Below are 13,182 nucleotides of genomic sequence, written 5' to 3' on the forward strand. Positions count from 1 at the left end.
TGATCCACTCCTATTTATTTGAAGCATTGGCAAAAGCAACAACATCTTTTGCTAGCTGTTTGTCATCATCAGATAATTGTTCAACAAATTCCATGACTTCTGCTATTGAATAACCAGTAATATTGCCAACAAAAATTTTTTCAAACACAGCTTCATCGTTTCGTTCTTTATCTAATAGCAGTTCTTCGTAGAGTTTTTCCCCGGGACGAATCCCGGTTTCAATAATCTCTATTTCATCTTCGCTATACCCGCTCAATCGAATCATATTTTTTGCCAATTCAATGATTTTGACTGGCTCACTCATATCTAGAATAAAGATTTCTCCACCTTTGGCCAAAGCCCCTGATTGAATCACCAATCGGCTGGCTTCTGGAATGGTCATAAAATAGCGCGTCATGCGAAAATCGGTGATGGTGATTGGTCCGCCATTTGCGATTTGTTCCCGAAACACGGGAATTACACTCCCTCGAGAACCTAACACGTTCCCAAAACGGACAGCTGAAAATTTTGTACATCCTGCTTCATTTAATCCAGTAACAATCATTTCGGCGATGCGTTTCGTCGCTCCCATGACATTCGGCGGGTTGTTTGCTTTGTCTGTGGAAACCATGACAAAGTTTTTGACTTTAGCTGCTTTAGCCGCTTCAGCGACATTTTTAGTTCCGTAGACGTTGTTTTTAACTGCTTCTCTTGGATTGTACTCCATCAATGGCACATGTTTATGGGCCGCGGCATGGTAGACAATTTCTGGTTGATAATGTTCCATGATTGTAAAGATTTTCTTACGGTCTTGGATGTCTGCGATAATAGGCACGATTTCTGTTATATTTTCTTGATAATTGTTTCTTAATTCGCGATCAATCAAGTAAATCGAGTTTTCTCCATGACCTAACAGCAATAGTCTTCGGGGATTGAAACGGATGACTTGACGACAAATTTCTGAACCGATTGATCCCCCGGCGCCTGTCACGAGGATCGTTTTTCCTGTGATTTGATCTTTAATGGCATCAATATCCAACTGAACTTCATCTCGCCCTAATAAGTCAACCACATCGATTTCTTTTAAGCGAGAGAGATTGATTTTTCCTGAAGCGACTTCTTCCATTGACGGCATACTATTTACTTTCACATGTAATGGCTCGATCAATTCAAAGATTTCACGCAGTTTTTTGCGGGAAAGCGAAGGAATCGCGATAGTTATCATAGCAATTTCATACTTATCAACTAGTTCTGGCAAGTCTTTGATAGAGCCAAGCACTTTCTTACCAGAAAGATAGGTATGTCTTTTATTGGGATCATCATCAATGAACCCAACGACATTGATATCCCCGGCAGTCTTTGATCCTAACAAGCTATTATAGAGAATTCGGCCACCCTCGCCTGCTCCTAGAATCAAGGTGTTCTTTACTTCTTCACTAGGTATGCAACGACTGTTTTTCTTTTCGATGTACAAGCGCCAAACTAATCGACTAGCAATGATAAAGAACATCGAAAGAAAGTAAGTGGAGACCACTAGACGCATACTATAGTTTTCTTTACTGAAGAAAAGAAGAAGAATCGTTGTAATTGAACTTAATGTCAACGCTAAAAAGATAGCGATCATTTCTCGCAGATTCGTGTAACGATTAATTCTGGAAAAGACGCGAAAAATCCAGCCAAATAGCCAGTATAAGACAATTGAAAGAACAATTGAAATTTGCATAAAATCCATCGGAATCAAAACAAATGGTTTCATAAAATAATACGAAGCAATATTGGCAAAAACCAATAATATGCTATCTACTATAACCAACGTGGCTATTTTTCTTCTTCTTGTTAATTCAAACACCCCAAAAGCCCCCTAAAATAACCCAAACTTTTTCTTTTTTATTGTTGTGTATTCTGGATAATCGATTTGATCCCCATTTATCAAATCTTTCGCCACTTGTTGCATTAAAGTTACTTTGTTTGGTTCAAAATCTTTGGCGATCTGCTCATACGCTTCCTTCATATAAAAAGTTCGTTTACTGACTCCATGAGCATCTGACGCTACCATCTGAACCAAATTGTGTTCAACCATTATTTTCGCTGTTTTTTGAATCTCTTTCCCAAAGACTCCCATATAGCTTGGAGCTGTCAATTGTGCTAAGCATCCCATGTCTAGGAATGGAAGCAAATTATTCGGATCTTTTCTAAAATAGGCATTTCGCTCTGGATGTACGATGACTGGTGTTTTGCCAAGGCTCTTTATTTCAAATAAGACTTGTTCGGAATATGTTGGTACTTCCATGGTAGGAAATTCTATCAAAATATACGTATCGTCCAGATCCGTAAATAGAATATCATCGTTACGAATATCCTCAATTAAATCTCCTGTTATCCGTACCTCTTGTCCTTCCAAAACCGTCAAAGGTAAATTTCGCTGGTCTAGTTCTGATTGCAAAGAAGAGACCAACGAAATAACGTCAGATTTTGGATTGTGATATTTCCCGTTATTATGATGCGGTGTACACAGAATGTGAGTGATTCCTTGGCTGATGGCTTTCTCTGCCATCGCAATACTTGCTTCCATCGTTTCGGCACCATCATCGATCCCCGGTAAAATATGACAATGTAAATCAATCATTTCGCTCGTCTCCTAGTTCATTAATTGCCGTAATAATAGTAATATCCAGCATCTTTGCTGTTTTCTGCCCCGTTGTAGACCACACCTAATACCCGTGCTTGCACCATGTTCAATAATTCTTTCGCTTTTGTTAATGATTCCTTGCGGGAAACATTTTCTCGTACAACAAGAATCGTCCCATCCGCTTTAGAAGCCATGATTTGGGCATCTGTTACTGCCACGACGGGCGGCATATCAAAAATCACGATATCATAGAGTTTCTTTGCTTCTGCCATCACTTGATTCATTCTAGCCGATCCCAATAGTTCTGAAGGATTCGGTGGTTTAGGACCACTTGGCAAGATGGAGAGATTATCAATTACTGTTTGTTGAGCTGCCTCAGCTAGATTCGTTGAAGTGCTCAAAACTGTACTAACGCCCACATTATTTAGTAGATTAAATGTTTTGTGGACGGTAGGTTTTCGCATATCTGCATCCACCAACAATACTCGTTGACCTGATCTTGCAAAGACCACTGCTAAGTTAGCTGAAGTGGTCGACTTGCCTTCGCCTGGCCCAGAAGAAGTGACTACTATAGTTTTTATTTGTTGATCCGCTGAAGATGCAAATTGAATATTGGTTCGAATCGTCCGATATTGTTCTGAAATAGGAGAAGAAGGATCCACTAACGTGATCAAACTTACTGCATGGGTCTGGGTCCCTTTACGTTCTTGCTGTTTTGCCATGTCTTTTCCTCCTATACTCTTGAACGGCTGCGACGAGATTCCGTCGTTTTTTCATTCGTTGGCTTCTTTAAAATCGGTCTTGTTGGTTTCTTTTGGATCGTCGCACTTAACTCTTTTTGCGACATTTGCGGCACCGTACCTAACACTGTATAACCAATCGTTTCGGTAACAAATTTATCGTCTTTGACTGTACGATCTAATAATTCTAATAAGAAGGCAAGCCCGACACCGACCATCAGCCCCAGCACTAATCCAATAGCTAAATTTAATTTATTATTTGGCGATACCGGTGATGTGCTGGCAACAGCACTTGAAATGATGGAAATTTTGTCCACATTCATAACATCTTTGGCGTTTTCCTGAAAGACTAGTGCTGTGGTGTTAGCAATTTTTTGTGCGGTCACAGCATTCGGGTTGGTTGCTTGAATCGAAAACATTTGGGAATTTTGAGACTGATTGACTGAAATCGCGTCTTTGATTTCTCCAGCCGTCATTTTGACATTGCTTTCTGATTCCAGACGATCTTTGACTTCGTTCAATACTAAGTCACTCACAATCATGTCTTTATACGTATTGATCATTTGCAGATTGGTATTGACATCATTGACATTTGCGGTTTCCGATTGCGGCAGTGTCACGATCAATTGGGCTTGTGAACTATACTTTGGTGTGATCACAAAGAAGGTTGCAATTCCTGCAAGTGCCAAGCCGGCAAACATGGCAATAATGATTGAAGCCAAGTGTTTTCGCAAGACTTCAAATATCTCTTTTAAGCTAATTGTTTCTTCCATTTCTTCTCCACTTTCTTATTCATTCTCTAGATTTAATTGTTCTTTCAGTTCTGTTTGAACTCGATTCAGTTCTTCCTCACTAACCCGTTGGTAGGAAATGCCATCTTGCATGAAGCCTTCCCCTTTAAGTTGATCTTGTTTGATCGTTTTGAAAGCATCCCGATAATCCAATGCAATCGTCCGCATATTATCAAAACTCATATCTGTCTTCATATTGCTTTCGACAGCACTCAAGATATCTTGGTATTTGCTGACGCCATCAAAGCTCAACACTTTCTTAGCAATTCCCTCAACGATTTTGCGTTGTCGTTCTTGACGGCCATAATCGCCATTGGGATCTTCATGCCGCATTCGGGAATACGCCAATGCTTGATCGCCATCTAGAGTGATCTTTCCAATCGTGAAATCATAATTGTCTTGACTAAAAGTCAGGTCGTTATTGACCTCAATGCCTCCCACGGCATCCACCAATTCTTTCAGACCGGCCATATTGATTGAGATGTAATGATCAACGGGAATATCTAAATATTTTTGCACGGTATCCATCGACATTGCAGGACCACCAAATGCATAGGCATGATTGATTTTGTCTTTCGTACCATGACCGACAATGTCCACATAAGTATCCCGAGCAATACTAACGATCGTTGTTTGTTGATCTTCTGGACTAACCGTCGCTACCATCATCGTATCTGAACGGCCTTGATCGACACGTCCCAAGTCCCCAGTATCGATCCCCATCAATAGAACTGAAAAGGACTCTTGTTTTTTTAAATCAACAGGATTTTCCCGTTTCTTTTCATCTTGTGAACGCTCCACTGATTCATAGGTCTTTTGGATCGAACCAGATAGATCCATGTATAACTTGGCGCCGATTCCTACCACACCGATCACGAGTACAGCAACGATTCCAAAAATAATCAAAAAAATCTTTTTTCCTTTTGACATAATTATTCCTCCAGTTGGCTCTTCCTATCAGTAATAGGATTCTGAATCTGTTTCTGAACTATCCGTCATACTATCTGAATAGCCATCATCAGTCGTTGCCGTATCTGTTGTATTGCTGTAGTAACCAACATAGCCCATTTGTGAAGCAACGGTTTCTGCAAGCTTGGTATATTTTTCTTTCAAGTCTTTATTGCGAATTTTGCTGATGCTGTCAACGGCTGATAAGTAGTTCTCGTAGGTCACTGCATCCGTCACTTTATCGTCTTTAAGCATACGATCAAATTCTTTTTGCAGTTTTGTCACGCGATCAAGTTGAGCATCTGCAAAACCAAGGTATTCTTTCACTAACGCTGTCCATTTGTCATCCTCAAAAAAATTCAAGTTTTCACGAATGCTGCCAACGTCAGTCTCTTTCAGATCTTTTTTGATGATGACGTCATTTTCGGCTTTCTGCCAGTTGGAGACGCCTTTCGTGAAGAGCTTATCGGTTGCTTCTTGGATTTTTTGCTTTGCTTCGATATCCTTCAATTCATCGTCAATGGCTTGTTTCTGCTTTTGGATCTTTTTTGCATCTGCCGGCAATGCATTCTCTTCGATGCCGTATTCTTCACCAGATACTTTGATCATGGACAACTTTCCGACGAGCTGGCTGATATCATCAGCGGTGATGCCCGCTTTTAAGAATGTTCGATCCTCATTGAGATAAAGGCTTGCGACCTCCTTCTTCAATGATGCAATACTGTCGGTCTCACTGGCGATCGCAGTTTGCGCATATTCTACCCGCTGCTGGTATTGTCGCTGATTGTTCTGGCGATATCCAACCAAACAGATGGCAACGGATCCAACACCGACTGCCACAACGGTCAAAGTCTTAAGTAACGGCTTTCCCATGAACACACTCCCTAAATTATTTGTGCTTTATAAATTTATCTTTTCAATCAAGAAAAGCAAATTTGCTCAATTCTAGTTAATTATAAGAGAAAATTGAAATTAAATAAAGGTAATTTACCAAGTTTTTACATCATTAAGAACAATGTTTTTGCAAAAATTGTGATTTAACTTGAATAAAACAGCGATTTCTTTTATATAAAAAAACATTAAAAACTATATATTTTGTTATTTAATTTCTGACGATCAATTTTTCCATTAAAAGAATTTCATTCTCTTTTTCATCTTTCGTTAGCCATTCATTAGGGTGTTTCCCTTGTAAAAAGCGCAACATCATGAACAGCGAGAAAAATCACGATTTTGTTTCTTAAAGGAATCTTGAGTGTGAGCACTTTTTTTCAAGTCTTTTTTCAATCTAGTAATTAAATAATTTAAATAGTTGAAAAAACCATTTTTTACTCATTTAATTTTCTATTTTTAAGTGCTCGCTTTGATCTGTTCTGATAAACTAAATTATTTTTCAATATTCTATTCTTTGAAATGGGTAGGTGTCTGTTCTTTTTCATCTGGTTTTTTTTGCCAATAAATGACTGCAAAAGAATGGTTTATTGGCAATTCATGTCAATTTTTTCACCGTTTGATGAAATACGTGATTTGTTATTGCGATTCTAACTTCATTAAGATAGCTATAGACAGATTCAATTCTTTAATTGGAAAATGAAAGGAGCAAACCAGTGAGAGAGCTTCAGATGAAATTCGTTACGAATACTGCAACGATCCGTTGGATGCGCATTCTCGACTTATTTGAGTTAGAGCCGCTTTGCTCTACTCGTGCACTGGCAAAGGCTTCCTCAAGTACAACGCGAACGATTGTGACTGATATCACAGACATGAAGTCCCATTTCAAGGATGCCCTCCATATCGATTCGTCCCACAAGGGCTATATTTTCACCGTATTGAACCCGGCGAAGTACCTCGCAGCGAAACGAGCACTGATTACTGACGAGATTCTTTTTCATATTGTCGAGAGTATTTTTCAGCATGAAGAAATGCGTTCTTCAGAATGGGCAGAAAGATATCATATCTCTGAGAGTACGGTTCTTCGTTACTTGAGAAAAGTACAACCTGTTCTTCGCGACTACCACTTGCAGCTGGACTATAACCCGATCACATTCATTGGCGATGAAATGGATATCCGTAAATTTTTTCATGATTTTTATTATGAATCAGAAATCACGGCACACACGATCTTTCCCCCTATTGCGATTCACGACATCACCGTCAAAGCTTTTTCTGACTGCCAGCGAACCAACAAGCAAGCCTGCTCATTTGGAGAGCTCAATTATTATTTGTACATAACCCTTGAGCGCTATTGCGGGGGACACACAGTGAAACTACCAAAAAAAATCAGCAAATTGTTTTCAACTAAAGAAGATTTCAAAGAATTTGCGGAAATCAATCAGCATATCTTTGAACACTACCAACAAAGACTACCCCAAGAAGAGATTCTCTATCTCTTTCTGTTGGTTTGGAGCCGGCGTTCGATTAGTGACGTTGCTGGTGAGGAAGTCTTCTGCCAAAAATACAATCAGTGGGCAGAAATCACTCAGCTGGCCAGTGATTTTGTAGCTACCTGTATTCCTGAAACCAAAAATTCCTCCCGCGATCATATCTTGATCGAATCTTTCTTTACCGTAGCCAAAATCAAGCAGTTGCTCTCCCCTTTGTTGAATCATAATATTGCCGATGTCAATCTTTATGCCCAGCGCTTGTTTCCTGAGTCTTATCAAAAATGTCGGAATTTTCTCACAGAAAATCCATTAGCTGTTGCTACTTGGAATAAAAAGAGTTTATCCCATTTAAGCGCCAGTCTGACGATCTATTTGGAATCTATCAAATCGCTTTATTGGCATACCAAAAAAAATGTTGCTTTCTTATTTGAAGGCTCATATATTCTCTGTCAGTATTTAAAAAGCAAATCGATGCATTACTTGCATAGCTCAAAAAACTTTTTCTTTCCTGATTCAAATGAATTGTCACCTGATTATTTAATGATGAATCACATTGATCTCGTGGTAACAAATTACACAGAATATGTTTCCGATTATGCTAATGACATTGATTGTTTGATTTTTAAAACTTTCCCTGACAAAAATGACTGGAATAAGCTAGCCAAATGTCTCAATCCTCATATGAATGCTTAAGAGCACTTCCGACTATGACAGGGGAAGTGCTCTTAAGCGTCTATTGCTTCCCTAATCATAAGACAACAACGCCCCTGAGAACGTATCAATACTCTTTTTTCTGGTTCTTTGGTACAGTTTAGGTGTATTTAAGTCGAATCAAATTTGGGAGGATCTTTCATGGAGAAAATCATTCTGATCGGAAATGGGGATGTAGGTTCGAGTTACAGTTTTGCATTAGTCGCTCAAGGAATTGGCAATGAAATTGGTATTATTGATTTAGATAAGGCAAAAGCAGCGGGTGACATTCAGGATTTAAATCATGGCTTGGCATATGTTGGTCCCAAAACACTATATGTTGCTGATTATGAGGATTGTCGAGATGCAGATCTTGTAGTGATCACCGCTGGTGCAGCACAGCTGCCCCATGAAACACGACTGGATTTGACGAAAAAGAATGCTCAGATCATGAAAAAGATCGTGAAATCTGTTATTGCTAGCGGTTTTCAAGGGATCTTCTTGATTGCTAGTAATCCAGTAGATGTTTTGACTCACTATGTCAAAAAAATCACTGGCTTTCCCTCTCACAAAGTGATTGGCTCTGGGACTTCTCTCGATAGTGCGCGCTTACGTAATGCGATTGGCGAGCAGTTGACCATTGATCCACGGGATATTCAGATTTACGTCTTAGGGGAACATGGTGACACCCAATTTCCAGTCTGGTCCCATGGCAATATTGGTGGCTTAAGTGTTCACGAGTGGTTGGAAAAACACCCAAATTTTTCGGAGCAGGATCTCAGCCTGATTGCAGAAAAAGTGAAAAATGCCGCTTATGACATCATTGCTGCCAAAGGTTCGACACATTATGGGATAGCAATCTCGCTGGCTAGGATCACCCGCAGTATTTTAAAAGATGAACATGCAGTACTGCCGGTTTCTGTACACTTAGAGGGACAGTATCAAGCAACCGATGTCTGTATTAGTTCCCCTGCAATCATCAATAGTCAAGGCATTCGCGAAATTATTGAAATGCCTCTCAATGAGTCCGAGCAACAACAAATGTACGATTCCATCCAAACATTGAAAACGATGCAGGCACAGCTGCAGGAATGAAACGAGCTTTTCTAGATGATGCTTTTACCCACTAAATAAAAAAGCGTATCTTGTCCACCATCAATCATGAATGATGGTAGGGTTACAAGATACGCTTTTTCGTTTATTAGTCTAGAATCGTTACTTTTACTTGACGTCGGCCCCATTGCAGACATTTGGCTACATTATCAAAGTGGACATCAATGATATTTCCTTTGATCGCGCCTCCTGTATCTAGCGCTAGCGCCACGCCATATCCTTCAACATTCACCAAGGTACCTAATGGGATCACACTTGGATCGACTGCGACCGCCATTGGATTGCTGCGAAGATCTGTTCCGCTGGCAGTCAGGTGGCTAGCACCTTTCTCTGCATAAGAATATGCGGTTGATTCCATGATCATTGTCTTGCCGCTGGAAGGTGTGCTGCTACCCGAATTGTTGGAGCTGTTATTCGAGTTGTTTGAACTATTATTCGTCGAACTGCTGCTCGTATTGCTTGAAGCTGAATTGCTGCTTGAACTGCTGTTTGATTGCGCGCTCTCACTTGAAGATGACGACTCTTGACTTGAGCTTTCACTCGCTGCTTTTGCCGCTGCCTTCGCTTCTTTTTCTTTAGCTTCTTGTTCGGCCGCTTCTTTGGCTGCTCTTTCTTTGGCTGCTTTTTCAGCAGCTATCCGAGCTTCTTCTGCTTCTTTGCTGGAAGCAATCTTTGCTAAGGTCGATTCGTTTTCTTTCAACTGTGTCTGCAAGTTGGCGATCTTACTATCCAACTCTTGCGCCTGTGCTTCCAAAGAGGATTGATCCTGCTGTAAGGATTCTTTGGTAGACTCGGCTTTTTCTTGCAGAGACTCTAATTTTTCTTTTTCAGATGTCAACGAGTCGATTTTTTCTTTTTCTAGATTTTGGAGCATTGTCATGGCGTAAGCCCGGTTGATGAAATCTTGGATATTGGAAGATTCCAACAAGACTGTCCAATCTCTGGTTACTCCACCGTTGACCTGAATGTCTTTCATTCGTTCTGCAACTACAGCTTCACGTTTTTCAATCGTTTCTTGAGTTGCCTTTATTTCTTCTTTGGTTTGTGCCAACGTTTCTTCATTGTTAGCGATTTGTGCTTTTAATGCTTCAACCTCGCTGTATTTATTATTGACATCGGTCAAAGCGATTTGTACTTCTGTACTGATTTGCTGACTTTGCTGCATAACGGCACTTTCTTTCTCTTTCAATGATTCCAGAGATTCAGCCTGCGCAAAGATCGGCGAAACGATACCTGCCGCAAAGACTGCGACGACCATGGTACGTAATTTCTTTGCCTTCAAAAAAATTCCCTCACTTCTCACTATGGTTTCCAACGCTTATTATTATACAAATTCTGGGGGCAAGATATATTGCAACTCTTTTACAATTTATTACAATTTTTAGCCAAAGTGGGAGAAATAAGAGTCTATTAAAAAATAATTCACGTGAAAGTGGGAAATCAGAGCCTTGAAAAGGCTTTTTTTCTTGTAACACTTTTGTAATACTACTCTCTCTTCTTGCGTAATTCTTCCACAAACCGCCGTAAGTCTTGAACATTGGTAATCTCATTGATTTGCAGTTTTTGAAAGTTTTTTAAAAGTCTTCGCTGATGAAAATTCAGCTTCGGTAACGTTTCACGCAATTGCTGCCAATCGATTGGCAGTTCAGAAATACGTTCCTGCCAATTGTTTTTCTTTTGTTCCAAACTTTCTGATAAAGTGGCTTTCTGCTGTTCAATAGCACGATCCAGTCGTTGAACCGTTCGTTGAAAAGCAGCAAGATTAGCCAATGTATAGCCCATATCCAACGACATCGCCATCAACAATCCAACAGGTAGATAAAAACTGAATCTTTCAGCCAACATTTGGACAATGATCAACATTTGCGGATGAACGATGCGGACGATCAAGACACAGCAAATGCCCCAAAAGATTGAAATTGGGACAGCCACGCGACCATTGATATTCAAAAAAACATTGTGATAATCCCACCATGAAGCATGAAACAGTTTTTCTAATAAAAAGCTCGTCACGTACTCTAATAAGGTCACTAAAACAGCTGCTGCAAAAAAGAGCAGCAGCAATTGGTTATGTAACGGTCGCAGTAAATACAAGACACCTAAAATTCCAAAGCCATAAATAGGAGTGATCGGTCCTACCAAAAATCCTCGATAAACAAAATGTCTGGCTTTTATCGAGCAGTAAACCGTTTCCCACAGCCACCCCACAAAAGAATACAAGAAAAACAGCAAAACGATCTGAGTAAATTCAGTCATGGAAATCTCTCCTAACGAATGGTAAATATCTTTTTTGGAAAAGCATTATAAAAGAGCAATATAATAGTAGAAAACTTTTCTTTCTTATTCCAGTATACGCTTCGTTTGTCGTTAAAGAAAAGATTTGCGTTAATCTGATCGAGTCATCTGCCCTTTCCAAAAAGGATCGAGGGATGTCCTGTATCTGTTAAATTGTAACCGCACAATTCTTTTGTATAGGTGCTATGATCTAGTTCGATATTCTCGATGATTTCTTCCTCTGAAAAACCTTGGAAATCAAATTCGCTGATATAGCTTCGCAAAAGGACCAATTTGGCATCGAGTAAGATGATTTGTTGTACACTTGTCCAGAAATCTTCCTCAGATTCTTCGCGAACAATTCTTTCTACTTCTGCTTCCGTCACTTGCCAGTATCTATGGACCAATGGCAGACGTTCCTTCATCACCGCAAAATCAATATTCCCACGCATCTTTCGCAAATACTCTTTGACATCTGGATAAAACATCCACTCACCTCTGTTTTCTAGCATTTCCCTGCTTAGGAGACTATCAATGGATAATCGACAGCTAACAAAAAGTTCTGATTGCCGATGACAGCACAAGTGTACCTTTCCGACAATAATCATCCTGAGCAGCGAGGGATGCATTCACTTTTTATATAGCATAGCAAATGATTTGTGGGTTTTATAATCAATTTTTGCATCATGTAAGGAAAAATGTGTACAATCTCCTATACTATCCAGACTTAGCCAGCAGATAAACGAAACTTGAATTTTTAAAATTCGATAAACTACTTTCAATAGTGCTTATTTAGAAAGATTCTTCTATTGCCTTATTTACGAGCTTATTATAGGATAAATAAAATAAGTTTTTTAAAAAAACTAGAAGGAGTAAAAAAATGAAAAAGCACATGGTTTTAGGTTTAGTTGGGTTTGGGTTATTTTTAGCAGGATGTACAGAAAAACCATCGGGATCGGTTGATTCTTCCACAAAAGAAAAAGAGCTTACACAATTTTCTTCCACTGTAGGATCTTCTGAAACAGCCAGCACTGGCACTTCAGAAAATGTGATTCCTGTTGAGAAGCAGACGATCACTGGTGTAAGCGGTTATTCCTATTCGCTGGAACTGCCGACAAATTGGCAAACTGTAGCCGATTTTGAGTCACTAAATCCAGATAATGATTTTATGCTTTCTGATTCGTTACAAACAAAATTTCTGGCGGCTGTTGTGGAGTCTAAACAAGACTTTGCAGATTTCGACAGTTATCTTGCATTGGTTCAAGACAGTTTAGCATCGAATTTTGGTACCAACGCGACATTTTTACCGGTTCCTGATACTCAAACCCAAATGGTTGATTTTGCTGCAACTGTAGAAGGGTTGAACATACATTACTTATATTATGTAACAGAAACCGATAATAATTATGTTCAATTGTATGGTTGGACCTTAGCAAGTCTTTTTGATTCCTCAAAAGATGAACTAACAAAGATCATGGATAGTTTCCAAGAGATCCCTCAATAAAGGCATGAATGCAGAACAGCCGTTGCTTTAAACTCAAACGAAAGAAGGAGACCAACACAAAAATTGTGCGGTCTCCTTCCTTCGTTTGGAAATTTTTTACATCTGATTTTTTTCTCATATTTCTTTTATCTGG

The 13,182-nt window shown here is 39.5% G+C and carries 12 protein-coding genes; 3 read left to right on the forward strand and 9 right to left on the reverse strand.

From position 1 onward, the window contains the following. Nucleotides 1-10 precede the first annotated feature (10 nt). The 6 genes from FE005_RS15150 to FE005_RS15175 are packed head-to-tail and all read right to left on the reverse strand — an operon-like array spanning nucleotide 11 to nucleotide 5,960. Nucleotides 11-1,828: a nucleoside-diphosphate sugar epimerase/dehydratase gene (locus tag FE005_RS15150; RefSeq protein WP_138372135.1), complete on the reverse strand. Its 1,818-nt coding sequence runs from the start codon at nucleotides 1,826-1,828 to the stop codon at nucleotides 11-13. Between the two features lie 12 nt (nucleotides 1,829-1,840). After that, the gene (locus FE005_RS15155) at nucleotides 1,841-2,605 is read right to left on the reverse strand and encodes a tyrosine-protein phosphatase (RefSeq protein WP_138372136.1); all 765 of its coding nucleotides are present in this window, start codon (nucleotides 2,603-2,605) and stop codon (nucleotides 1,841-1,843) included. 20 nt (nucleotides 2,606-2,625) lie between these two features. Then, nucleotides 2,626-3,330 carry a CpsD/CapB family tyrosine-protein kinase gene (locus FE005_RS15160; protein WP_138372137.1) on the reverse strand — a complete coding sequence of 235 codons (705 nt, stop codon included), beginning with the start codon at nucleotides 3,328-3,330 and terminating at the stop codon, nucleotides 2,626-2,628. Between the two features lie 11 nt (nucleotides 3,331-3,341). After that, on the reverse strand, nucleotides 3,342-4,121 hold the full coding sequence (locus FE005_RS15165) for a YveK family protein (RefSeq protein ID WP_138372138.1): 780 nt from the start codon (nucleotides 4,119-4,121) through the stop codon (nucleotides 3,342-3,344). A gap of 15 nt (nucleotides 4,122-4,136) precedes the next feature. Next, nucleotides 4,137-5,069, reverse strand: a complete 933-nt coding sequence (locus FE005_RS15170; RefSeq protein ID WP_029486612.1) for an LCP family protein — start codon at nucleotides 5,067-5,069, stop codon at nucleotides 4,137-4,139. A gap of 27 nt (nucleotides 5,070-5,096) precedes the next feature. Beyond that, nucleotides 5,097-5,960 (reverse strand): hypothetical protein, encoded by an 864-nt coding sequence (locus FE005_RS15175; RefSeq protein WP_138372139.1) that lies wholly within the window; start codon nucleotides 5,958-5,960, stop codon nucleotides 5,097-5,099. Between the two features lie 731 nt (nucleotides 5,961-6,691). Here FE005_RS15175 and FE005_RS15180 point away from each other — a divergent pair. Then, nucleotides 6,692-8,161 (forward strand): helix-turn-helix domain-containing protein, encoded by a 1,470-nt coding sequence (locus FE005_RS15180; RefSeq protein WP_175413565.1) that lies wholly within the window; start codon nucleotides 6,692-6,694, stop codon nucleotides 8,159-8,161. 159 nt (nucleotides 8,162-8,320) lie between these two features. Then, entirely contained in the window at nucleotides 8,321-9,253 is a 933-nt protein-coding gene (locus FE005_RS15185) for an L-lactate dehydrogenase (protein ID WP_138372140.1), read from the forward strand. A gap of 106 nt (nucleotides 9,254-9,359) precedes the next feature. Here the strand turns inward: FE005_RS15185 and FE005_RS15190 are convergent, their stop codons facing one another. The 3 genes from FE005_RS15190 to FE005_RS15200 form a co-directional block, all read right to left on the reverse strand. Beyond that, nucleotides 9,360-10,553, reverse strand: a complete 1,194-nt coding sequence (locus FE005_RS15190) for a 3D domain-containing protein (RefSeq protein WP_029486609.1) — start codon at nucleotides 10,551-10,553, stop codon at nucleotides 9,360-9,362. A 203-nt stretch (nucleotides 10,554-10,756) separates the two neighbouring features. Further along, nucleotides 10,757-11,527 carry a membrane protein gene (locus FE005_RS15195; protein ID WP_005470945.1) on the reverse strand — a complete coding sequence of 257 codons (771 nt, stop codon included), beginning with the start codon at nucleotides 11,525-11,527 and terminating at the stop codon, nucleotides 10,757-10,759. Nucleotides 11,528-11,670: 143 nt separating this feature from the next. Beyond that, nucleotides 11,671-12,033: a hypothetical protein gene (locus FE005_RS15200; RefSeq protein ID WP_005470943.1), complete on the reverse strand. Its 363-nt coding sequence runs from the start codon at nucleotides 12,031-12,033 to the stop codon at nucleotides 11,671-11,673. Between the two features lie 392 nt (nucleotides 12,034-12,425). On the opposite strand from FE005_RS15200, the gene FE005_RS15205 reads away from it, so the two are divergent. Continuing rightward, complete coding sequence (locus FE005_RS15205; protein ID WP_138372141.1) at nucleotides 12,426-13,049, forward strand: hypothetical protein; 624 nt, start codon at nucleotides 12,426-12,428, stop codon at nucleotides 13,047-13,049. Nucleotides 13,050-13,182: the final 133 nt, after the last annotated feature.

Source organism: Enterococcus sp. M190262, assembly GCF_005843965.1.
In the GTDB taxonomy this organism is placed as follows: domain Bacteria; phylum Bacillota; class Bacilli; order Lactobacillales; family Enterococcaceae; genus Enterococcus_D; species Enterococcus_D gallinarum.